The organism is Pseudomonas fragi, assembly GCF_900105835.1.
In the GTDB taxonomy this organism is placed as follows: Bacteria; Pseudomonadota; Gammaproteobacteria; order Pseudomonadales; family Pseudomonadaceae; genus Aquipseudomonas; species Aquipseudomonas fragi.
The window spans coordinates 1-22,895 of record NZ_LT629783.1 but is presented as its reverse complement, the minus strand read 5'-3'; the positions used below and the strand labels follow the sequence as shown (position 1 = coordinate 22,895).

The 22,895-nt window shown below is 60.1% G+C and carries 22 protein-coding genes; 18 read left to right on the top strand and 4 right to left on the bottom strand.

The genetic code is table 11. The annotated features are described in order from the left end of the window. Positions 1 to 236 precede the first annotated feature (236 nt). Positions 237 to 413, top strand: a complete 177-nt coding sequence (locus BLU25_RS23510; protein WP_016780318.1) for a PA1571 family protein — start codon at positions 237 to 239, stop codon at positions 411 to 413. Between the two features lie 73 nt (positions 414 to 486). On the opposite strand, the gene pdxB is transcribed toward BLU25_RS23510, so the two are convergent. Then, entirely contained in the window at positions 487 to 1,629 is a 1,143-nt protein-coding gene (gene pdxB, locus BLU25_RS00105; RefSeq protein ID WP_016780317.1) for a 4-phosphoerythronate dehydrogenase PdxB, read from the bottom strand. 174 nt (positions 1,630 to 1,803) lie between these two features. Here pdxB and BLU25_RS00100 point away from each other — a divergent pair, with 174 nt between their 5' ends. Then, positions 1,804 to 3,204, top strand: a complete 1,401-nt coding sequence (locus BLU25_RS00100; protein ID WP_016780316.1) for an MATE family efflux transporter — start codon at positions 1,804 to 1,806, stop codon at positions 3,202 to 3,204. A 245-nt stretch (positions 3,205 to 3,449) separates the two neighbouring features. Here BLU25_RS00100 and tusA read toward each other — a convergent pair whose 3' ends face one another. Both tusA and rlmM read right to left on the bottom strand, forming a co-directional pair. Further along, a complete protein-coding gene (tusA, locus tag BLU25_RS00095; RefSeq protein WP_016780315.1) occupies positions 3,450 to 3,698 on the bottom strand; it encodes a sulfurtransferase TusA in 249 nt (82 codons plus the stop codon). A 14-nt stretch (positions 3,699 to 3,712) separates the two neighbouring features. Next, on the bottom strand, positions 3,713 to 4,792 hold the full coding sequence (gene rlmM, locus BLU25_RS00090; RefSeq protein ID WP_016780314.1) for a 23S rRNA (cytidine(2498)-2'-O)-methyltransferase RlmM: 1,080 nt from the start codon (positions 4,790 to 4,792) through the stop codon (positions 3,713 to 3,715). Positions 4,793 to 4,996: 204 nt separating this feature from the next. Between rlmM and acnA the strand changes: the two genes are divergently transcribed. The 3 genes from acnA (at position 4,997) to BLU25_RS00075 (ending at position 10,418) form a co-directional block, all read left to right on the top strand. Further along, positions 4,997 to 7,741, top strand: a complete 2,745-nt coding sequence (gene acnA, locus BLU25_RS00085; protein ID WP_083369457.1) for an aconitate hydratase AcnA — start codon at positions 4,997 to 4,999, stop codon at positions 7,739 to 7,741. A gap of 239 nt (positions 7,742 to 7,980) precedes the next feature. Next, the gene (locus tag BLU25_RS00080; RefSeq protein ID WP_016780313.1) at positions 7,981 to 8,772 is read left to right on the top strand and encodes a CPBP family intramembrane glutamic endopeptidase; all 792 of its coding nucleotides are present in this window, start codon (positions 7,981 to 7,983) and stop codon (positions 8,770 to 8,772) included. Positions 8,773 to 8,852: 80 nt separating this feature from the next. Continuing rightward, entirely contained in the window at positions 8,853 to 10,418 is a 1,566-nt protein-coding gene (locus BLU25_RS00075) for a methyl-accepting chemotaxis protein (protein ID WP_016780312.1), read from the top strand. A 166-nt stretch (positions 10,419 to 10,584) separates the two neighbouring features. Here the strand turns inward: BLU25_RS00075 and BLU25_RS00070 are convergent, their stop codons facing one another. Continuing rightward, positions 10,585 to 11,271 (bottom strand): alpha/beta family hydrolase, encoded by a 687-nt coding sequence (locus BLU25_RS00070; protein ID WP_016780311.1) that lies wholly within the window; start codon positions 11,269 to 11,271, stop codon positions 10,585 to 10,587. 72 nt (positions 11,272 to 11,343) lie between these two features. Between BLU25_RS00070 and ccoN (BLU25_RS00065) the strand changes: the two genes are divergently transcribed. From ccoN (BLU25_RS00065) to BLU25_RS23640, 13 genes are all read left to right on the top strand, one after another. Beyond that, the gene (ccoN, locus tag BLU25_RS00065; RefSeq protein WP_016780310.1) at positions 11,344 to 12,768 is read left to right on the top strand and encodes a cytochrome-c oxidase, cbb3-type subunit I; all 1,425 of its coding nucleotides are present in this window, start codon (positions 11,344 to 11,346) and stop codon (positions 12,766 to 12,768) included. 10 nt (positions 12,769 to 12,778) lie between these two features. Continuing rightward, positions 12,779 to 13,387 (top strand): cytochrome-c oxidase, cbb3-type subunit II, encoded by a 609-nt coding sequence (gene ccoO, locus BLU25_RS00060; RefSeq protein ID WP_083369456.1) that lies wholly within the window; start codon positions 12,779 to 12,781, stop codon positions 13,385 to 13,387. 15 nt (positions 13,388 to 13,402) lie between these two features. Continuing rightward, on the top strand, positions 13,403 to 13,594 hold the full coding sequence (locus tag BLU25_RS00055) for a cbb3-type cytochrome oxidase subunit 3 (RefSeq protein ID WP_029611342.1): 192 nt from the start codon (positions 13,403 to 13,405) through the stop codon (positions 13,592 to 13,594). Next, a complete protein-coding gene (gene ccoP, locus BLU25_RS00050; protein ID WP_016780307.1) occupies positions 13,591 to 14,529 on the top strand; it encodes a cytochrome-c oxidase, cbb3-type subunit III in 939 nt (312 codons plus the stop codon). Before BLU25_RS00055 ends, ccoP (BLU25_RS00050) begins: the two co-directional genes overlap by 4 nt. 468 nt (positions 14,530 to 14,997) lie before the next feature. Next, positions 14,998 to 16,440: a cytochrome-c oxidase, cbb3-type subunit I gene (ccoN, locus tag BLU25_RS00045; protein ID WP_016780306.1), complete on the top strand. Its 1,443-nt coding sequence runs from the start codon at positions 14,998 to 15,000 to the stop codon at positions 16,438 to 16,440. After that, positions 16,440 to 17,051 (top strand): cytochrome-c oxidase, cbb3-type subunit II, encoded by a 612-nt coding sequence (gene ccoO, locus BLU25_RS00040; protein ID WP_016780305.1) that lies wholly within the window; start codon positions 16,440 to 16,442, stop codon positions 17,049 to 17,051. Before ccoN (BLU25_RS00045) ends, ccoO (BLU25_RS00040) begins: the two co-directional genes overlap by 1 nt. A 5-nt stretch (positions 17,052 to 17,056) precedes the next feature. Continuing rightward, the gene (locus BLU25_RS00035) at positions 17,057 to 17,248 is read left to right on the top strand and encodes a CcoQ/FixQ family Cbb3-type cytochrome c oxidase assembly chaperone (RefSeq protein ID WP_003447209.1); all 192 of its coding nucleotides are present in this window, start codon (positions 17,057 to 17,059) and stop codon (positions 17,246 to 17,248) included. After that, positions 17,245 to 18,222 (top strand): cytochrome-c oxidase, cbb3-type subunit III, encoded by a 978-nt coding sequence (gene ccoP, locus BLU25_RS00030; RefSeq protein ID WP_016780303.1) that lies wholly within the window; start codon positions 17,245 to 17,247, stop codon positions 18,220 to 18,222. The genes BLU25_RS00035 and ccoP (BLU25_RS00030) overlap by 4 nt, the downstream gene beginning before the upstream one ends. Positions 18,223 to 18,364: 142 nt before the next feature. Beyond that, positions 18,365 to 18,616: a type II toxin-antitoxin system Phd/YefM family antitoxin gene (locus tag BLU25_RS00025; RefSeq protein WP_016780302.1), complete on the top strand. Its 252-nt coding sequence runs from the start codon at positions 18,365 to 18,367 to the stop codon at positions 18,614 to 18,616. Then, entirely contained in the window at positions 18,616 to 19,026 is a 411-nt protein-coding gene (locus BLU25_RS00020; protein ID WP_016780301.1) for a type II toxin-antitoxin system VapC family toxin, read from the top strand. Before BLU25_RS00025 ends, BLU25_RS00020 begins: the two co-directional genes overlap by 1 nt. Positions 19,027 to 19,241: 215 nt before the next feature. Beyond that, entirely contained in the window at positions 19,242 to 20,657 is a 1,416-nt protein-coding gene (ccoG, locus tag BLU25_RS00015) for a cytochrome c oxidase accessory protein CcoG (protein WP_016780300.1), read from the top strand. An 11-nt stretch (positions 20,658 to 20,668) separates the two neighbouring features. Further along, positions 20,669 to 21,211, top strand: a complete 543-nt coding sequence (locus tag BLU25_RS00010) for a FixH family protein (RefSeq protein WP_083369455.1) — start codon at positions 20,669 to 20,671, stop codon at positions 21,209 to 21,211. A 106-nt stretch (positions 21,212 to 21,317) separates the two neighbouring features. After that, the coding region (locus BLU25_RS23640) for a heavy metal translocating P-type ATPase (protein WP_414860514.1) at positions 21,318 to 22,895 on the top strand (1,578 nt) is incomplete at its 3' end.

The window sequence follows — 22,895 nt, the reverse complement described above, 5'->3', positions numbered from 1 at the left end:
GAGTGGACAAGCGTAAAAAGCCTGCACAGCCTACAACGAAGTTCGCCCCGGGCCGGTAAACCTTTCTCACTCGTTTTGAATATGACCCGCAACCACAAAGCCTAGACGGTAATGTTCTAAAGTCGGGCTGGAAGTTTCAGGATATTTCTGTTGGACTGGGGTGGTCGCCAAGTTTGTCACAGCTTGGTCATTAAACGGATCTACAGTAGCGCTACACCCTGATGAGGAGACAGGCCATGGATTTGCAACAGAACGCTCAAGCCGTACCGGTTATTCGCACCCAGCCACAGCAATCTCTGGGGTGCGCGTTTATCGACGAAAATGGTCAGGAAGTGCTGATCACTGAAGCGATGATCCAGGACGCCTGCCACGAGCTGGAGCAACGTCTGGTCAAGCCTTCACGCAAAGACTGATCCCAAGATCACACAGCATTCGTTTCACTGACCGGCCTGGTTACCCAAGGCCGGTTTTTTTATGCCCGCAGGCTCAGACCGGCACTGCGCCCAAGGCCTTTACCAGTTGCTTCAAGGCTACTGACTCGCCCTCGATATGCACCTGCAAGCCTTCGATTTCACGGCGAATCGGGTAGTGCTTGCGCAAGCCGTCGAAGGCCAGCTTCTGCTCTTGCACGGTACCGATCAGGCTGCGACGAAAATCGGCATCGTCACGGCGCGGGTCATACACGCCACGGCACAGCATCGCCAAGGCCCAGGCCGGGTCGCTGCTGGCGCTCAGTTCGACCTTGGCCAGCCAGGGTGCAGGCAACAGGTCGGCCAATTTGACCTCTGGGCTATGGCCCAGGAAATCACACAACGCCTGATAAATCTGCGCCGTGCCGCGCTGTTTGCCGTCCAGGCTGTAGCCGGCAATATGCGGGGTCGCCAGCACACACAAGTCCGCCAGTTCGACGTCCACTTGCGGCTCGCCTTCCCACACGTCCAGCACCGCTTGCAGGTCATCGCGGCGGGTTAGTACTTCACGCAGCGCGGCATTGTCCACCACCGGCCCACGACTAGCGTTGATCAGCCAGGTGCCGGGTTTCAACTGCTCCAGGCGCTGCTGATCGAGCAAGTGCCAGGTCGGGTAATCGCCGCCCTTGTCCAGGGGCGTATGCAGGCTGAGCACATCGCACTGCTCGATAATCTGTTCAAGGCTGACGTAGTCACCGCCTTCAGCGGCCTGGCGCACCGGGTCGCACACCAGCACATTGAAGCCCAATGCACGCAGGACGTTAACCAGCCGCCCGCCCACTTCGCCGGCGCCAACCACGCCATAGGTACGCTGGGTCAAGTCGGCGCCTTCGATTTCAGCCAGGGTCAGCAGGCTACCCAGCACATAGTCCACTACCCCACGCGCATTGCAGCCAGGGGCGCTGGACCACTGGATACCGGCTTGCTGAAAGTAGTCCAGCGCCAGGTGATCGGTGCCGATGGTACAAGTGCCGACAAACCGCACTGCGCTGCCTTCGAGCAGCTCGCGGTCCACTTTGGTCACCGAGCGCACCAGCAAAACATCGGCATCGTGGACGTCGGCGCGGTTGATCTGGCGCCCCGGCAGGCGGCGTATTTCACCGAAGTCAGCAAAAAATTCTTCAATCAGCGGAATATTTTCGTCAGCAACAATCAACATGGCAGGCTCCTTTCGCGGAGTGGCAGTGTAGGCGTTGTTACGCGCAATGGGCCAGCCGGGTGTGCAGGTACTTGCCGGCACGTTTACAAAGCGCCTACAACTCGGTGTTAACTGACCGTTTGGTCAGGCGTACAATCCCCGGCTTTGCGCGTTTAACCCTGTGGATGCAAGCCTGTGAACTCTGTGACCCAACCCTCCTCCTCCATTGCTGTCAGCCGCCCGGCCCGGGTGCGCACCGAAGTGCGCGCGCTGCTGGCGCTGGCGCTCCCCATCATCATTTCGCAAATCGCCACCACGGCCATGGGCTTTGTCGATGCGGTGATGGCCGGGCGCGTCGGCCCGCGGGACCTGGCCGCCGTGGCACTGGGCAACTCGATCTGGGTGCCAGTGTTTTTGCTGATGTCGGGTATTTTGCTGGCGACCACCCCCAAGGTCGCCCAGCGTTTTGGCGCCAATACCCACGGCGAAATCGGCCCGATCGTACGCCAGGCCTTGTGGCTGGCCCTGATCACCGGCTTGTGTGCGGCGCTGATCCTGATTGGCGCAGAACCGCTGTTGCACCTGATGAAGGTCGATCCGGAGCTGATTGCACCCAGCATGGGGTACCTGCACGGGATCGCCAGCGGCATGCCTGCCGTGGGCCTGTATTGCGTGTTGCGCAATTTCAGTGATGGCCTGGGCAAAACCCGGCCAAGCATGATCCTGGGGCTCAGCGCCCTGGCCCTGAATATCCCGATCAACTACATCTTTATCTATGGCCACTTTGGCGTTCCGGCAATGGGTGGCGTGGGCTGCGGCTGGGCCACGGCCATTGTGATGTGGTTTATGGCGCTTGGCATGGTGGCCTGGACTTATAGAGGCGCCATCTACCAATCGAGCAAGGTCTACAGCCATTTTGAATGGCCAAACTGGTCGATCCTCAAGCGCTTGCTCAGCGTGGGCTTGCCGATCGGCATCGCGGTCTTTGCCGAGTCGAGCATATTTGCGGTGATTGCGCTGTTGATTGGCAGCCTGGGTGCCACGGTGGTGGCGGGCCATCAAATCGCCCTGAACTTCAGCTCGCTGGTATTCATGATTCCGTACTCATTGGGCATGGCGATTACCGTACGCGTGGGCCAGGCCCTGGGCCGTGAACAGCCGCGCGAAGCACGCTTTGTGGCGGGCGTGGGCATGGGCACCGCACTGGTGTGGGCGGCGATTTCTGCCAGTCTGATCCTGCTGTTGCGCCAACAGATTGCCACCGTCTATACCGCCGACCCGCTGGTGATCGAGGTGGCGACCATGCTGCTGATGTTTGCCGCGCTGTATCAGTTCTCGGACGTGATCCAGGTGACTGCGGCCGGTGCCCTGCGCGGTTATCAGGACACGCGGGTAACGATGATCCTGACCTTGTTTGCTTATTGGGGGATTGGCTTGCCGGTGGGCTATGCACTGGGGCTGACCGACTGGTTCGGCCCGGCCAATGGCCCGAGCGGGCTGTGGCAGGGTTTGATCGTGGGCCTGACCTGCGCTGCGCTGATGCTGGGCGTGCGGTTGGCGCGCAGTGCGAAAAGGCATATCCGCCGTAGTAAATAAATGATTGTGGGAACGGCGCAATTCCTGTGGAAGCCTGTCTTGACCGCGATGGCTTCAATGCGGTTTGCCTGACAGACCGTGGCGCCTGCATCGCGAGCAAGCCCGCTCCCACAAGTGCGGTGCAATGTCTGTGGGAGCCGGGCTTGCCCGCGATGGCTTCCATGCGGTTTGCCTGACAGACCGTGGCGCCTGCATCGCGAGCAAGCCCGCTCCCACAAGTGCGGTGCAATGTCTGTGGGAGCCTGTCAATCCTGCTTCTTGCGAATCCAGTACAGGTACTTGCCCGCCTCTTCCTGCTGCCCCACCAGCTCATGGTCCAGAAACACGCAGAACTTGGGGATGTCGCGGCGGGTCGAAGGATCCGTCGCAATGACTTTCAACAAGCCGCCCGGTGCCAGGTCGCGGATGTATTGGTGCAACATCATCACCGGCTCTGGGCAGTTCAGCCCGGTAGCGTCCAGGGTGCCGTCAACCGGCAGGTCGGTAAAACTCATCTGTTACTCCCCGATCAGCGAGATTTAGGTTTTTTAACGTCGATTCGACGCAAATGGCAGGTTACTTCTTCACGGTCGTGGTACAGCTGCTTGCAGCCGATTTCAACCTGGATGCCCCGGGCCTTGAAGCCGTCGGCAATGCGGTCGAGCAGGCGGCGCACTTCGGCGTAGCGCTGTTTCATCGGCAGTTTCAGGTTGACCACCGCTTCGCGGCAATGGCCTTCGCCGATCCACTCTTCAAGCATCGCCGCATTACGCGCCGGTTTCTCGACGATGTCGCAGACCATCCAGTCCACCGGCTGCTTGGGCTTGAAGGTAAAGCCATCGGCCATCAAGTGCTGCACCAGGCCGGTGTCCATCAGGCTCTCGGCCATCGGGCCATTGTCGATGGCGGTCACGATCATGCCGCGGTTAACCAGTTGCCAAGTCCAGCCACCCGGCGCAGCGCCCAGGTCAACGCCGGTCATATCGCTGTGCAGGCGTTCGTCCCACTGATCGCGGGGAATAAAGTGGTGCCAGGCTTCTTCCAGCTTAAGGGTCGAACGGCTCGGCGCTTCGCGGGGGAACTTCAGGCGCGGGATGCCCATCGGCCACATGGCCGAGTTGTTGGCCGCAGCCAAGCCAAGAAACACTTCGCGGCCACTTTTAAAGGTCAGCAACAGGCGCGGCTTGCTGGCGTCCTCTTCTTCCGTCAGCTTGCCGGCCTTGATCAAGGCCTTGCGCAGGTGGCCGTCGAACTTTTTACAGAAGTTGGACAGTTCCTTGCCGTCGTTGGTGTCGACCAACTCCAGCCACAGGCTGCCACACACCGGGAAGTCGGCCATGTGCTCGAGAATGACGCTGATCCGGTCGGTTTCCGGCAGGTCGACAAAGCCGCCACGGGCCCATTGGCGCGGGAAGATCAGCTCGGCGAAACGCAGATTGTTCATCAGGCGTTCGGCGCCGCCCTCTTCAGTGCACACAAACTCGGCACAGGCAGTGCCCGGTTTGGCCTTGGCGTAGCCAGACACATTAAGGCGGGCGGCATGCTCGGCAATTTCCGAGCAAACTTCGCCTTCAAACCCGGGCCGGCAGTGCATAAAAACGGTGTTCATTGAATTACTCCTGGGCAGCGGGCAGGAATTGGCCGGCTGCGCATCCTTGATTTGGCGCAAGGACTGTCACGAAAAGGTCGGCATGATAGCCGAGTTCGGAACCTTGAACCCGCATAGACAGTCCAGTTATTAGCCACAGCCCCTAATCAGAGCTAGGTTAGAAGCTCTGCTTGTGCCACGTGATCCGTCTAAAGGAGTCATTTCATGTCCTCCCTCGATAGCCTGAACACCCTCGCCACACTGAAAGTCGACGATAAGACTTATCACTATTACAGCCTTGCGCTCGCCGCCAACTCTCTGGGCGATTTGAGCCAGTTACCCATGTCGCTCAAAGTGCTGCTGGAAAACCTGCTGCGCTGGGAAGACGGCAAGACCGTCACCGAACCCGATCTCAAGGCGCTGGCCGCCTGGCTGAAGGCGCGGCGCAGCGACCGGGAAATCCAGTACCGCCCTGCCCGGGTACTGATGCAGGATTTTACCGGTGTGCCGGCAGTGGTGGACCTGGCCGCCATGCGCGCCGCCATGGCCAAGGCCGGCGGCGACCCGCAACGTATCAACCCGCTGTCCCCCGTGGATCTGGTGATTGACCACTCGGTGATGGTCGATCGGTTTGCCAGCGCCAGCGCCTTTGAGCAAAACGTCGATATCGAGATGGAGCGCAACGGCGAGCGCTATGCGTTTCTGCGCTGGGGGCAAAATGCCTTCGATAATTTCAGCGTGGTCCCGCCGGGCACCGGGATTTGCCACCAGGTAAACCTCGAATACCTGGGCCGTACCGTGTGGACCAAGGACGAAGATGGTCGTACTTACGCGTTCCCCGACACTCTGGTCGGCACCGACTCCCACACCACCATGATCAATGGCCTCGGTGTGCTGGGCTGGGGCGTGGGCGGGATTGAAGCGGAAGCGGCAATGCTCGGCCAGCCGGTATCGATGCTGATCCCGGAAGTGGTGGGTTTCAAGCTCAGCGGCAAGCTCAAGGAAGGCATCACCGCCACAGACCTGGTGCTCACGGTCACGCAAATGCTGCGCAGCAAGGGGGTGGTCGGCAAATTCGTTGAATTTTATGGTGATGGCCTCGCGGACCTGCCCTTGGCCGACCGCGCCACCATTGCCAATATGGCCCCTGAATACGGTGCCACCTGCGGGTTTTTCCCGGTGGATGAAATCACCCTGGATTATCTGCGCCTCTCAGGTCGTCCTGAAGCCACGGTCAAGCTGGTGGAGGCTTACTGCAAGGCCCAGGGGCTGTGGCGGGTCACTGGCCAGGAGCCGATTTTCAGCGAAACCCTGGCCCTGGACATGGGCACCGTAGAAGCCAGCCTGGCCGGGCCAAAACGCCCGCAAGACCGGGTTGCGCTGCCCAATGTCGGGCAAGCATTCGACGACTTTCTCAGCCTGCAATTCAAACCGGCCACGAAAAAAGAAGAAGGCCGCCTTGAAAGTGAAGGCGGTGGCGGTGTAGCCGTAGGCAATGCGGATCTGATCGGCGAAGCGGACTACAGCTATGAAGGCCAAACTTACCGCCTGAAAAATGGTGCGGTGGTGATTGCTGCCATCACCTCTTGCACCAACACCTCCAACCCCAGCGTGATGATGGCCGCAGGCCTGGTGGCGAAAAAAGCCGTGGAAAAAGGCCTGACCCGCCAACCGTGGGTCAAGACCTCCCTGGCGCCCGGCTCCAAGGTGGTCACCGATTACTACAAGGCCGCTGGCCTGACCCCGTACCTCGACCAGCTGGGCTTTGCCCTGGTTGGCTATGGCTGCACTACCTGTATCGGCAACTCCGGGCCACTGTCCGAGCCGATTGAAAAAGCCATTACCCAGTCCGACCTTACCGTAGCCTCGGTCCTGTCCGGTAACCGCAACTTTGAAGGGCGGGTTCACCCGCTGGTGAAAACCAACTGGCTGGCCTCGCCGCCACTGGTTGTCGCTTATGCCCTTGCAGGCACTGTACGAATAGATATCAGCCGTGACCCGCTGGGCACCGGCAAGGACGGCAAACCGGTGTACCTGCGCGATATCTGGCCTAGCCAGAAAGAAATCGCCGATGCCGTGGCCCAAGTGACTACCGGCATGTTCCACAAGGAATACGCCGAAGTCTTTGCTGGCGACGCACAATGGCAAGCCATCGAAGTACCGCAGGCCGCGACGTATGTCTGGCAAGAGGATTCGACCTACATCCAGCATCCACCCTTCTTCGACCAGATCAGCGGGCCGTTACCGGTAATTGCTGACGTCAAGGGCGCGAATATTCTGGCACTGCTCGGCGACTCGGTAACTACCGACCACATTTCCCCTGCCGGCAATATCAAGGCAGACAGCCCCGCCGGGCGCTACCTGCGGGAAAAAGGCGTAGAACCACGGGACTTCAACTCCTACGGTTCGCGGCGTGGCAACCATGAAGTGATGATGCGCGGCACCTTTGCCAATATCCGCATACGCAACGAAATGCTCGGCGGCGAAGAAGGTGGCAACACGATCTATATCCCCACCGGTGAGAAACTGCCGATCTACGATGCGGCCATGCGCTATCAGGCTTCAGGCACGCCACTGGTGGTGATCGCCGGCCAGGAATACGGCACCGGCTCAAGCCGTGACTGGGCCGCCAAGGGCACCAACCTGCTGGGGGTCAAGGCGGTGATTGCCGAGAGCTTCGAGCGTATCCACCGCTCCAACCTGGTGGGCATGGGCGTATTGCCCTTGCAGTTCAAGCTCGACCAGAACCGCAAGAGCCTGAACCTGACGGGCAAGGAAACCCTGGATATCCTCGGCTTGACCGGCAGCGAACTGCAACCGCGAATGAACCTGACCCTGGTAATCACCCGCGAAGATGGCAGCCAGGAAAAGGTCGAGGTGCTGTGCAGGATCGATACGCTTAACGAGGTGGAATACTTCAAGGCTGGAGGGATATTGCACTACGTGCTGCGCCAGCTGATTGCTTCATAAACGCACCTTCCCCTTGTGGGAGCGGGCTTGCTCGCGATGGCAGCGACGCGGTTTGCCTGAACGGACTGCGCCGTCTGCATCGCCGGCAAGCCAGCTCCCACAGGTAGTGCTGTGCCACATTAAGCTGCGATGTGCAGGATCATTGTGGGAGCAGGCTCGCTCCCACAGGGCCACGAATCGTTATACTTGCGCACCCCGGACTGGATCCGGGGTGTTTTTTAACGATTGCAAGGATTCACATGATCGCTTTGCCCTGGCCTTACCTGGCCCTTCTAACCCTGGGCTACGGCCTTGCCCTGAGCTACGGGCAACTGGGTGTTCAAACCTTGATCGCGCTGGCCCTGCTGACTGTCAGCGGGCTTGCCGTTCTGCAGCGCAAAAGCCATTACCTGCGTTATGCCGGGCACGCCTTGTTTGTGCTGCTGGCGCTGGCGCTGGCCTTGCACTGGCTGCCAGGCTTCCATAACGGCCGCGCCATCACCCCCACGCGCCTGACCCCGGATGCCGTACCCTTCTCGATGTACTTCAACCTGGACAAACCGCTGATTGGCTTCTGGCTGCTGCTGGTATGCCCGTGGATTGCGCCACGGTTTGCCTGGCGCGTGTCTTTGCGCGCCACCGCGATGGGTCTGGCCCTGGCTGCCATTGCCGCGCTGGGCGGCGCAATGCTGTTGGGCATGGTGGCCTGGGCACCAAAATGGCCTCATCAGGGCACCCTCTGGCTGTTGAATAATCTGCTGCTGGTAACCCTGGTTGAAGAAGCGCTGTTTCGCGGTTATATCCAGGGCGGGTTAAGCCGCAAGCTCAAGTTGCTGCCCTATGGCCAGACCGTAGCGCTGGTCGTGGCCTCGGTTCTGTTTGGCCTGGCACATGCGCCAGCAGGCTGGCAATGGATGTTGCTGGCAGGGCTGGCAGGCATTGGCTATGGCCTGGCCTATCGCTTTGGCGGGCTGAGTGCTGCGATCGCCACGCACTTTGGGCTTAACGTGCTGCACTTGGTGTTTTTTACTTACCCGATGCTCACGCCCTGAAGGCCCGGCGCCTGAAATATAAATTAAACAATTCCTGACCCATGCCGACAGCCTGTCAAAGTCTTGCGGATTGAAACGACATGCGTAATAACCAGCCCATCACTCAACGCGAACGCACATTTCCCGCGCAGCAACGGTTGATTTCCACGACCGATGCCAAAGGCGTCATCACCTACTGCAACGATGCGTTCAGGGAAATCAGCGGATTTTCGCGTGAGGAGCTGATACGTGCGCCGCACAATCTGGTGCGCCACCCTGACGTTCCGCCCGCAGTCTTCGAGCATATGTGGAGCACCCTGAAAAAGGGCTCACCGTGGATGGGCATCGTCAAAAACCGCTGCAAGAACGGCGACCACTATTGGGTCAACGCTTATGTAACCCCGGTTTTCGAAAACGAGCGTGTGGTGGGTTACGAGTCGGTTCGGGTCAAGCCGACGGCCGAGCAGATCCGCCGCGCCGAAGCCCTGTACTTACGCCTCAATCGCGGCAAGTCGGCGGTGCCCCAACGCGACAAGTGGCTGCCGGTGCTGCAGGACTGGCTGCCGTTTATTCTGGTCAGCCAGTTGAGCTTCATGATTGGCGCCACGCTCAATTCCAGCTGGGGTTTTGCCCTGGCGGCCCTGCTGTCGATTCCGCTGGGCCTGCTGGGCCTGAGCTGGCAACAACGCGGGGTCAAGCGCCTGCTGCGCCTGGCCGAGCAAACCACCTCCGACCCGTTGATTGCGCAGATGTACACCGACAGCCGCGGCCCGCAAGCGCGTCTGGAAATGTCCATCCTGAGCCAGGAAGCACGCCTGAAGACCTGTCTGACACGTTTGCAGGACACTGCCGAGCACCTCAGTGGCCAGGCGCGTCAGTCCGACATCCTCGCGCACAAAAGCTCCACAGGTCTGGAGCGCCAGCGCGTCGAGACCGAGCAAGTGGCCACGGCCGTCAACCAGATGGCCGCCACCACCCAGGAAGTGGCCAGCCATGTGCAACGCACCGCCGACGCCACCCAGGAAGCCAACCGCCTGACCAGCCGCGGCCGCGATATTGCCGGGGAAACCCGCGAAGCGATCCAGCGCCTGTCGGTGGTAGTGGGTGAAACCGGTGCCACAGTGACGCAGCTGGCCAAGGACAGTGACGAGATTGGTGGCGTTGTTGACGTGATCAAGGGCATTGCCGACCAGACCAACCTGCTGGCCCTGAACGCCGCCATCGAAGCGGCGCGGGCCGGGGAAATGGGCCGGGGCTTTGCCGTGGTGGCTGACGAAGTTCGCCAGCTGGCGCAACGCACCAGCGCTTCGACCGGGCAGATTCACAGCCTGATCGCCAAGCTGCAGCAGACCGCCGCCACGGCGGTACAAACCATGGACGCCGGTCACCGTCAGGCCGAAGAAGGTGTGGCGCGGGTACTGGAAGCCGACCAGGCACTGGTGGGCATCAGCGAAGCGGTGGCCAATATCACCGACATGACCACCCAGATCGCGGCAGCGACCGAGGAGCAAAGTGCCGTGGCCGAGGAAATCAGCCGCAACATCAGCACCATTGCCGACCTGGCTGACCAGACCTCAGAGCAGGCGCAGCATTCGGCGCTGTTGAGCGAGGAGCTGACTCAGACCGTGAATACCCAGTATTCGTTGGTGGAGCGGTTTAACCGCTAAGGTCATCGAATACACCTACCCCGCCCGTAGCAGCTGCCGAAGGCACGAGGCTGCGTTCGAGCGCGAAGCGGTCGTAAACCTGAGTCCGCGGTCTGACTGGAAGACCGAGATATCAGATTTTACGACGGCTTAGCCGCCGAACGCAGCCTCGTGCCTTCGGCAGCTGCTACAGGGCCTTGCGCAACCACCCCGCGATCCTGTCCGCCGCCGCATCCAGATGCTGTTCATGGGTGAACCCTGAGGCCTTCAGCGGCTTGAGGTCATGATCAGCCGCCTCCAGCCACATCAACTCAATACCCGGCGCCAGTGTGTAGGCCTCCACCGCCGCACGGTTGCCCAGCGCATCACGTTCGCCCTGCACGATCAGGGTCGGGGTTTTCAATTGCGCCAGGTGCGCCACCCGCGGTTTTTCCGGCTTGCCTGCGGCATAGAACGGATAACCCAGACACACCAGTGCGTCGGCGTTGAGCTCATCCGCCACCAGGCTGGCCATGCGCCCGCCCATTGACTTGCCGCCAATGGCCAACGGCCCAGCGACATGCCGTCGCACCTCGGTGAAAACTTCTCGCCAGCTTTCGAGCAATTTGACCTGCTGATTAGGCGGCCTTTTGCCACCATCGAGACGGCGTTGTGCCATATACGGGAATTCAAAGCGCAATACGCTCACCCCGCGCGCAGCAAGGCGTTCAGCCATGCCGCCCATCCAGTTGCTGTCCATCGGCGCACCCGCACCGTGGGCCAGGATCAGGGTCGCGAATGCGCCCCCGCCAGCGTCATTCCACAGCCAGCCCCGTTCCCGCGCGCACTGCGCCCATTGATCCCCGTCAATACCGGCCTTGCCCGCTACGACCATGCTTGCCTCGCTTTTAGTCTGCTTATAACTCCAGGCGCGCGTTTGACGCGCCTGAACCGTGGATGGGGAACCATGAACACTTCTACAAGTACCGCCTACAACTACAAGGTGGTCCGCCAATTTGCCATTATGACGGTGGTTTGGGGCATCGTCGGTATGGGGCTCGGCGTTTTTCTCGCTGCGCAGTTGGTTTGGCCAGAACTCAACTTCAATTTGCCTTGGACCAGTTTCGGGCGCCTGCGCCCATTGCACACCAACGCCGTGATTTTCGCCTTCGGCGGCTGCGCCCTGTTCGCGGCCTCGTTCTACTCGGTACAACGCACCTGCCAGGCTACCCTGTTCTCGCCGAAAATCGCGGCGTTTACCTTTTGGGGCTGGCAGCTGGTGATTGTGCTTGCGGCCATCAGCTTGCCATTGGGCTACACCAGCTCCAAGGAATACGCCGAGCTGGAATGGCCGATCGACATTTTGATCACCATCGTCTGGGTCGCTTACGCCATCGTGTTTTTCGGCACGATCATGAAGCGCAAGACCAAACACATTTATGTGGGTAACTGGTTTTTCGGCGCGTTTATCGTGACCGTGGCGATTTTGCATATCGTCAACAACCTGGAAATCCCGGTCAGTTTCACCAAGTCCTACTCACTCTACGGTGGCGCCACTGACGCTATGGTGCAGTGGTGGTATGGCCACAACGCTGTGGGCTTTTTCCTGACGGCGGGCTTTTTGGGGATGATGTACTACTTCGTACCCAAGCAGGCCGAGCGTCCGATCTACTCCTATCGCCTGTCCATCGTGCATTTCTGGGCGCTGATCACCCTGTACATCTGGGCCGGCCCTCACCACTTGCACTACACCGCGCTGCCAGACTGGGCACAGTCGCTGGGCATGGTGATGTCGCTGATCCTGCTGGCCCCAAGCTGGGGCGGCATGATCAACGGCATGATGACCCTGTCGGGGGCCTGGCATAAGCTGCGCAGCGACCCGATCCTGCGCTTCCTGGTGGTGTCCCTGGCCTTCTACGGCATGTCGACCTTCGAAGGCCCGATGATGGCAATCAAGACCGTCAACGCCCTCTCCCACTACACCGACTGGACCATCGGCCACGTACACGCCGGCGCTCTGGGCTGGGTGGCGATGATTTCGATTGGCGCGCTGTATCACATGATCCCGAAAATCTTCGGCCGCCCGCAGATGTACAGCCTGGGCCTGATCAACGCGCACTTCTGGCTGGCCACCATCGGCACCGTGCTCTACATCGCTTCGATGTGGGTCAATGGTATCGCCCAGGGCCTGATGTGGCGCGCAGTCAACGAAGACGGCACGCTGACTTACTCCTTCGTCGAAACCCTGGTGGCCAGCCACCCCGGCTTTGTCGTGCGACTGGTCGGCGGGGCGATCTTCTTCAGCGGCATGTTGCTGATGGCTTACAACACTTGGCGCACCGTGCGTAACGCCGAGCCCGCTGAAGTCGTAGCCGCCGCGCAGATGGCCTGAGGAGTTGGCAATGAAACACGAAGTCGTTGAAAAAAATATCGGCCTGATGCTGTTGCTGATGATCCTGTGCGTAAGCGTGGGCGGCCTGACCCAAATCGTCCCGCTGTTCTTTGAAGACGTGACCAACACCCCGGTGGAGGGCATGAAGCCTTACACCGCGCTGCAACTGGAAGGTCGCGACATCTACATCCGTGAAGGCTGTGTGCAGTGCCACTCGCAGATGATTCGCCCGTTCCGGGCCGAGACCGAGCGTTATGGTCACTACTCGGTAGCCGGTGAAAGCGTGTGGGACCATCCGTTCCTGTGGGGCTCCAAGCGCACCGGCCCGGACCTGGCCCGCGTCGGCGGCCGCTACTCGGATGACTGGCACCGCGCGCACTTGTACAACCCGCGCAACGTCGTACCCGAGTCGAAAATGCCCGCCTACCCGTGGCTGGTCGCGGCGCCGGTGGACAGCAGCCATACCGAGAAAAAACTCGAAGTGATGCGCACCCTGGGCGTTCCTTACACCGACGAAGACATCGCCAATGCCAAGCAGTCCGTGCAGGGCAAGACCGAGATGGACGCTCTGGTCGCCTACCTGCAAGTGCTGGGCACTGCCATCAAGAGCAAGAGGTGAGTCATGGTCTTGGAGATGAGTAGTGGAATGATTCGCGGCCTGGGCACCGTGGTGGTGGCCGTGGCGTTTATCGGTCTGGCGCTGTGGGTGTTCAGCCCGCGGCGCAAATCGGAGTTTGAAGACGCGACCTTACTGCCATTCAAGGACGATCCAGAGGCGATTCAACACGTCGAGAAAGAACAAGCGTCTAGGAGTAACAAAGCATGACCACCTTCTGGAGTCTGTACATATGCGTGCTGACTATCGGCACGCTGATCGGCCTGACCTGGCTGCTGGTCAGTACGCGCAAGGGCGAAACCAAAAGCGATACCGTCGAAACCATGGGCCACAGCTTTGACGGCATCGAGGAGTACGACAACCCGCTGCCACAATGGTGGTTCATGCTGTTCGTGGGCACCCTGGTGTTTTCGGTGGGTTACCTGATCCTGTACCCGGGCCTGGGCAACTGGAAGGGCCTGCTGCCCGGTTATGAGAACGGCTGGACCGGTGTTCATGAGTGGGAAAAGGAGATGGACAAGGCGGACGCCAAATTCGGACCCATCTACGCTAAATATGCCTCCATGCCCGTTGAGCAAGTGGCACAAGATCCGGCAGCGCTGAAAATGGGCGGGCGCCTGTTTGCCTCCAACTGCTCGGTGTGTCACGGCTCGGATGCCAAGGGCGCGTTCGGCTTCCCTAACCTGGCCGACAGCACCTGGCGCTGGGGCGGCGATGCCGACACGATCAAGACCACCATCATGGGCGGGCGCATCGCGGCCATGCCGGCCTGGGGCGAAGTACTGGGTGAGGACGGGGTGAAAAACGTCGCCGCCTATGTGCGCCACGACCTGGCAGGCCTGCCGCTGCCTGAAGGCGCCGCTGTCGACCTGGCGGCCGGCAAGCAAGCGTTTGATACCACCTGCGTGGCCTGCCACGGGGCAAACGGTAAAGGCATGCCGATGATGGGCGCGCCCGACCTGACCCAACCGGCCGGTTTTATCTACGGCACCAGCCTGGCGCAATTGCAGCAAACCATTCGCCACGGCCGCCAGGGCCATATGCCGGCGCAAAACGAGTTGCTGGGCAACGACAAGGTGCAGTTGCTGGCGGCTTATGTGTTCAGCTTGTCACACGGTAATCAAGAGGAAAAAACTGCCGAATAATTACCGGACATTTCCTGCCGCATCATTTTGGTGCGGCAGTTCCCGCCTCAAAGCGCGACCAAGTGTCGCACCTCTTTCTGCCCCGCCATTGCTCTCCCGCCATTCAAGACTAAGCTCAACGCTTGTGTGAGCCGGATCTGTGCAGCGCCACGTCAAGTGAAACTAACCGGTAAGTTGAAGGGCAGCGTTACGGGCCACAATGGTGGGTTTGCACCGGCTATCGTGCATTACGATGTTTGCCGCGCCTTGCCCCCACCTCAACCCGCCCGCCTCGACCCCTTCACTTTTGCCCTGCATGCGGCGTTTTTGGCGAGGTCACTTTGACCTTACTTCCCGCATGGAAAGGCCGCAGAACAAGCCTTGGAAAGCATTGACCGGGGTCATGGTTCGTTGCAATAGCCCTACGCTTTATACATACTTGCGACCGATTTTTATCCTAATAAAATACCTAAACCGTGGAACCTTAGAATGAGCACAGCAATCAGCCCGACTGCTTATAACTATAAGGTAGTCCGCCAGTTCGCCATCATGACGGTGGTCTGGGGGATCCTTGGCATGGGGCTCGGGGTTTTCATCGCGTCACAGCTTGTGTGGCCTGAATTGAACCTTGGCCTCGAGTGGACGACCTTCGGCCGTCTGCGCCCCCTGCATACCAACCTTGTGATCTTTGCCTTTGGTGGCTGTGCATTGTTTGGCACCTCTTACTACGTCGTGCAGCGAACCTGCCAGACACGACTGATCTCCGATTCGCTGGCCTCGTTTACCTTCTGGGGTTGGCAGGCGGTAATCGTCGGCGCGATCATCACCCTGCCACTGGGTTACACCACGACCAAGGAATACGCCGAGCTGGAATGGCCACTGGCTATTTTGCTGGCGATTGTCTGGGTGACCTACGGCATTGTGTTCTTCGGCACCATTACCAAGCGCAAAACCAAGCACATTTATGTGGGTAACTGGTTCTACGGTGCGTTCATTGTCGTGACGGCAATGCTGCATATCGTCAACCACGCGTCCCTGCCGGTGAGCTTCTTCAAGTCCTACTCGGCTTACGCCGGTGCGACTGACGCCATGATCCAGTGGTGGTATGGCCACAACGCCGTAGGTTTCTTCCTGACTACCGGCTTTTTGGGGATGATGTACTACTTCGTGCCCAAGCAGGCCGAGCGTCCGATCTACTCCTACCGCCTGTCCATCGTGCACTTCTGGGCGCTGATCACCCTGTATATCTGGGCCGGTCCTCACCACCTGCACTACACCGCGCTGCCGGACTGGGCCCAGTCTTTGGGCATGGCGATGTCGATCATCCTGCTGGCTCCAAGCTGGGGCGGCATGATCAACGGCATGATGACCCTCTCGGGCGCCTGGCATAAGCTGCGCACCGACCCGATCCTGCGCTTCCTCGTGGTGTCCCTGGCCTTCTACGGCATGTCGACCTTCGAAGGCCCGATGATGGCCATCAAGACCGTCAACGCGCTGTCGCACTACACCGACTGGACCATCGGCCACGTACACGCCGGCGCTCTGGGTTGGGTGGCGATGATCTCGATCGGCGCCATGTACCACATGATCCCCAAAGTCTACGGCCAGAAGCAGATGTACAGCACCGGCCTGATCAACGTGCACTTCTGGCTGGCGACTATCGGTACCGTGCTTTACATCGCGTCGATGTGGGTCAACGGCATCACCCAGGGCCTGATGTGGCGTGCGATCAACGACGACGGCACGCTGACCTACTCGTTCGTGGAAGCGCTGCAAGCCAGCCACCCGGGCTTTATCGTTCGCGCCCTTGGCGGTGCCATTTTCGCCAGCGGCATGCTGTTCATGGCCTACAACGTGTTCCGTACCGTTCGTGCCTCGAACCCGGTAGAAGCTGAAGCGGCGAGCAAGATCGCTGTAGTTGGAGCCCACTGATGATCAAGCACGAAACAATCGAGAAGAATATCGGCCTGATGGCCTTCTTCATGGTCATTGCCGTGAGCATTGGCGGCCTGACGCAAATCGTTCCGCTGTTCTTCCAGGACGTGACCAACACCCCGGTCGAGGGCATGAAGCCGCGCAGCGCGCTGGAGCTGGAAGGCCGCGATATCTACATCGCCAACGGCTGTGTGGGTTGCCACTCGCAGATGATTCGTCCGTTCCGCGCCGAAACCGAACGTTATGGTCACTACTCGGTGGCCGGTGAAAGCGTATGGGACCACCCGTTCCTGTGGGGCTCCAAGCGCACCGGCCCGGACCTGGCCCGTGTTGGCGGGCGTTACTCCGATGACTGGCAACGTGCGCACTTGTACAACCCGCGCAACGTCGTGCCCGAGTCGATCATGCCGGCGTACCCGTTCCTCGTTGAGCGCAAGCTGGACGGCAAGGACACCGCGAAAAAAATGGAAGTCTTGCGCACGCTCGGCGTCCCTTACACCGACGAAGACATCGCCGGCGCCAAGGATGCAGTGAAGGGCAAAACCGAAATGGACGCACTGGTGGCTTACCTCCAGGGCTTGGGCACCATCATCAAAAGCAAACGGTGATCTGAATGGATATCGGGATGATTCGTGGCCTGGGCACTGTCGTCGTGATGGTGGCTTTTATCGGTTTGGCATTGTGGGTCTTCAGCCCGCGACGCAAGTCAGAATTTGACGACGCGACCCTGTTGCCGTTCAAGGATGATCCCGAAGCCATCAAGCACGTCGAGCAAGAGCAAGCTTCTAGGAGTAACAAAGAATGACTACGTTCTGGAGTCTGTACGTTACAGTCCTCACTCTGGGTACCATCTTCGCCCTGACCTGGCTGTTGCTGGCCACCCGCAAGGGCCAGCGCAGCGAGCAGACCGACGAGAAAGTCGGCCACGCGTTCGACGGCATCGAAGAGTACGACAACCCAATGCCGAAATGGTGGTTCATGCTGTTTGTGGGCACCGTGATTTTCGCCCTCGGCTACCTCGTGCTGTACCCGGGCCTGGGCAACTGGAAAGGCCTGCTGCCAGGCTATCAGTACCTGGACACCAAAGAGCAGACGCCGTTTGCCAATGGCCAGACCGGCTGGACCGGGGTGCATGAGTGGGAAAAGGAAATGGCCAAGTCGGACGCCAAGTTTGGGCCGATCTTCGCCAAATTCGCAGCCATGCCCATTGAAGAAGTGGCCAAGGACCCGCAAGCACTGAAAATGGGTGGCCGCCTGTTCGCCTCCAACTGCTCGGTGTGCCACGGTTCCGACGCCAAGGGCGCTTACGGCTTTCCTAACCTGACCGACGCCGACTGGCGCTGGGGCGGTACACCGGCCGACATCAAGACCACCATCATGGCCGGCCGTCACGCGGTCATGCCGGGCTGGTCGGAAGTGATCGGCGAGCAAGGCGTCAGCGACGTTGCCGCCTATGTGCTGACCAGCCTCGACGGGCGCAAGCTGCCGGAAGGCGCGAAAGCCGACCCTGCCAAAGGCAAGGAAATCTATGCGACCAACTGTGCGGTTTGCCACGGGCCTGAAGGCAAGGGCAACCCGCTGATGGGCGCGCCCAACCTGACTCACCCCGGGGCGTTTATCTACGGTTCGAGCTTTGCTCAACTGCAGCAGACCATCCGTTACGGCCGTCAGGGCCAGATGCCTGCCCAGGCTGACCTGCAAGGCAACGACAAGGTTCACTTGCTGGCCGCCTATGTTTACAGCCTGTCCCATGGCGATGAGGCCAAGGCAGACGAGTAACGCGGTAGTTTGAACGCTGCAAAAAATGGCCCCGCCAACGAAAGTTGCCGGGGCCATTTTGTTTCAGGGCTGCAGCCGCTATTGCCGTACTCACCCGCAAGGTAGTAACGTTTCTACATTGTATTTTTGGGAGGATCAGCCCATGACCATCACCACCATTTCCAGCCGCGAATTCAACCAGGACACAAGCGGTGCCAAAAAAGCATCGCAACAAGGCCCTGTTTACATCACTGACCGTGGCCGCCCCGCCCATGTACTGCTATGCATGGAGGAGTACCAACGGCTAACCGGCCTGGACACCAGCATTGTCGACCTGCTGGTGATGCCCGACACAACGCCGGTTGAATTCGAACCCGAACGCGCAGTCATCACGCCGCGCCCAGTGGATTTCTAATGTTCCTGCTCGATACCAACGTTGTTTCTGAACTGCGCAAAACCCAGGCCGACCCTGCAGTGGTGGCCTGGGCCCGCAGCGTCCCGGCTTACAAACTGTATATCTCGGCCATTACCCTGCTGGAAATCGAAACTGGCATCTTGCGCCTGGAGCGCCGCGATCCAGGGCAGGCCGCCCCCTTGCGCAACTGGCTTGAAGTACATGTTATGGCTGCCTTTGCCGGGCGCGTGCTGTCAGTCGATGGCGCCGTTGCCAGGCGCTGCGCCCGCCTGCATGTGCCTGACCGCAGCAATGAGTGCGACGCCCTCATCGCGGCCACTGCACTGGTGCATGACATGACCGTGGTTACCCGCAATACCCGGGACTTTGCCTTTAGCGGCGCTCCTGTGCTCAACCCTTGGGAGCTTTGACTCAGCCAGGACGCAACCTGCCTGCAAGTGTAAGTCAATTGATCCATGTCATGACTTGTTACAACTCCTATACCAACTTGCCATTTTCCGGAACGCGACCAAAGGTCGCACCCTTGAGCTAGAGTCACAGGGGTATCATTACGCTATCGCAACACCTTCTGACCGCGGTCGGCACGTACTGACCGAGGCATTTTCCACTGCCGTGGGACGCACTAATGAGCAATCAGATTCCAGTACACAACGTCACTCCGCCTGCCAAGAAACCCGCTGAAAGTACCGATCTCTACGCGGCCCGGGAAAAGATCTACACCCGCGCCTTTACCGGACTTTTCCGCAACCTGCGTATCGGCGGCGGGGCGATATTGTTCCTGCTGTATTTCGGTACGGTGTGGCTCAACTGGGGCGGCCACCAGGCTGTGTGGTGGAACCTTCCCGAGCGTAAATTCTTTATTTTTGGTGCCACCTTCTGGCCACAGGATTTCATCCTGCTGTCGGGGCTGCTGATCGTCGCAGCCTTTGGCCTGTTCTTTATTACCGTATATGCCGGGCGCGTGTGGTGTGGCTATACCTGCCCGCAAAGCGTGTGGACCTGGGTGTTCATGTGGTGCGAAAAGGTCACTGAAGGCGACCGCAACCAGCGCATCAAGCTGGACAAGGCACCGATGAGTGCCAACAAGTTTGTGCGCAAATTCAGCAAACACACACTCTGGCTGTTGATCGGCTTTGTCACCGGCATGACCTTTGTCGGCTACTTCTCGCCCATCCGCGAGTTGGTGATCGACTTCTTCACCGGCCAGGCCGATGGCTGGGCGTATTTCTGGGTCGGTTTCTTCACCCTCGCCACCTATGGCAACGCCGGCTGGCTGCGCGAGCAGGTGTGCATCTACATGTGCCCGTATGCGCGCTTCCAGAGCGTGATGTTCGACAAGGACACCCTGATCGTTTCCTACGATCCGCGCCGCGGCGAAGTCCGTGGCCCGCGCAAAAAGGACGCCGACTACAAGGCTATGGGCCTGGGCGACTGCATCGACTGCACCATGTGCGTGCAGGTATGCCCCACCGGCATTGATATCCGCGACGGCCTGCAGATCGAATGCATCGGCTGCGCCGCCTGCATCGATGCCTGCGACAGTATCATGGACAAGATGAACTACCCCCGCGGCCTGATCAGCTACACCACCGAGCACAACCTCTCAGGCCAGAAAACCCACAAGCTGCGCCCGCGTCTGATTGGCTATGCACTGGTCTTGCTGACCATGATGGGGCTGCTGGCCGCTGCGTTCTTTACCCGTACGCTGGTGGGCTTCGATGTCAGCAAGGACCGTGTGCTTTACCGCGAAAACGCCGAAGGGCGGATCGAAAACGTCTACAGCCTGAAGATCATGAACAAGGACCAGCACGACCACACGTATGTGCTGGAGGCCACCGGCCTGCCGGACCTCAAGCTGCAGGGCAAGCGCGAGATCAAGGTCGCAGCCGGCGATATCGTCAGCCTGCCGGTCGAGCTGTCGATTGCTCCCGAGAAACTGCCGTCAAGCACCAACGAGGTGTTCTTTATCCTCAAGGACGCTGACAACAACGACGTCAACGTTAAAGCCAAGAGCCGATTCATCGGCCCACAAATCAGATAAGAGAATTCGACATGCCCGCAGCAAACGCTTCCAGCCCCTGGTACAAGCACATTTGGCCCTGGATTATCATTGCCATCCTGGCCTGCTCGGTGACCCTGACCCTGTCGATGGTCACCATTGCCGTGAACAACCCGGACAACCTGGTCAACGACAATTACTACGAGGCAGGCAAAGGCATCAACCGTGCACTGGACCGCGAACTGCTGGGCCAGACCCTACAGCTCAAAGCCAAACTGCGCCTGGACGAAATGACCGGTGAAGTCGTGCTGCTGCTGGAAGGCAACAGCAAGCCACAGGTGCTGGAGCTGAACCTGATCTCTCCGACCCAGCCGGAAAAAGACCGCAAGATCAGCCTGAGCCAGAGCGCGTCAGAACCGGGGCGCTATATCGGCCAACTGGATGACAAGATCGAAGGCCGCCGTTTTGTCGAGCTGCTGGGTGTCGAAGACGGCAAGACCTGGCGCCTGTTTGAAGAAGAGCTGGTCGGCCACGACAAGGACCTGCTGCTGGGCGACGAGCCTATCCAGGGCGCTGAAGACCACACGTCGAAATAACCCCATCGCGGGCAAGCCCGCTCCCACAGGGATGCGCGAACCCTGTGGGAGCGGGCTTGCCCGCGATGAGGTATTTTCCGGCGACACCATATCGCGATAGAGCGCCATGACCACTCCCGTTCCCTGCTATCACTGCGCCCTGCCCGTCCCGCCCGGCAGCCGGTTTACCGCCGTTGTCCTGGGCGAAGTGCGCGAGTTCTGCTGCCCGGGCTGCCAGGCCGTGGCCGAAGCCATCGTCGCCGGCGGCCTGGAAAGCTACTACCAGCACCGCAGTGAAGCCTCCGCCAACCCCGAAGCGTTGCCTGTGCAACTGGTCGAAGAGTTGGCGTTGTATGACCGCCCCGACGTGCAAAAGCCCTTTGTCAGACATGAGGGCGAGCAAGCCGAAACCACCCTGCTGATCGAAGGCATCAGCTGCGCAGCCTGTGGCTGGCTGATCGAAAAGCACCTGCGCCATCTGCCTGCGGTCAGCGAAGCCCGGCTCAACCTGTCCAACCACCGTCTGCAGGTGCGCTGGGATGACAGCCAGTTGCCATTGAGTGAAGTGCTCAGCGAACTGCGCCATATCGGCTATGCCGCGCACCCCTACCAGGCTGACCGAGCCACCGAACAACTGGCCAGCGAAAACCGCCTGGCCTTGCGCCAGCTCGGCGTAGCCGGGCTGCTGTGGTTTCAGGCAATGATGGCAACCATGGCCACCTGGCCCGAATTCAATATCGACCTCAGCCCCGAGATGCATACCATCCTGCGCTGGGTGGCGTTGTTTCTGACAACGCCTATCGTGTTTTACAGTTGCGCACCGTTTTTCAAAGGCGCCATGCGCGACCTGCGCACCCGCCACCTGACCATGGATGTGTCGGTGTCCCTGGCCATCGGCGGGGCCTATATCGCCGGGATCTGGACCGCCATCACCGGTGTTGGCGAACTGTATTTCGATGCCGTGGGCATGTTTGCCCTGTTCTTGCTGGCCGGGCGCTATCTGGAGCGCCGCGCCCGGGAGCGCACTGCCGCCGCCACTGCGCAACTGGTCAACCTGCTACCCGCCTCGTGCCTGCGCCTGAGCGCTGATGGCCAGAGCGAGCGTATCCTGCTGACCGAACTGAAGGTCGGCGACCGCGTACTGGTTCACCCCGGTGCAATCCTGCCGGCCGACGGCAAGATCCTCGATGGCCAGTCCAGCATCGACGAGTCCCTGCTGACCGGCGAGTACCTGCCGCAGCCGCGCCGGACTGGCGATGCTGTCACTGCGGGCACCCTGAATGTGGAAGGCGCGTTGACCGTCGAGGTCATGGCCCTGGGCCAGGACACACGCCTGTCCGCCATCGTGCGCCTGCTCGATCGCGCGCAAAGCGAAAAACCACGCCTGGCGGAAATCGCCGACAAGGCCGCGCAATGGTTCCTGCTGTTTTCGTTGATAGCCGCTGCCGGGATCGGCCTGCTGTGGTGGCAACTTGATCCATCACGGGCCTTCTGGATTGTCCTGGCGATGCTGGTGGCCACCTGCCCGTGCGCCTTATCCCTCGCCACCCCGACCGCCCTCACCGCTGCCACCGGCACCCTGCACAAGCTGGGCTTGCTGCTGACCCGCGGCCATGTGATCGAAGGCCTGAACCAGATTGATACAGTGATTTTCGACAAGACCGGCACCCTGACCGAAGGCCGTCTGGCCCTGCGCGCCATTCGC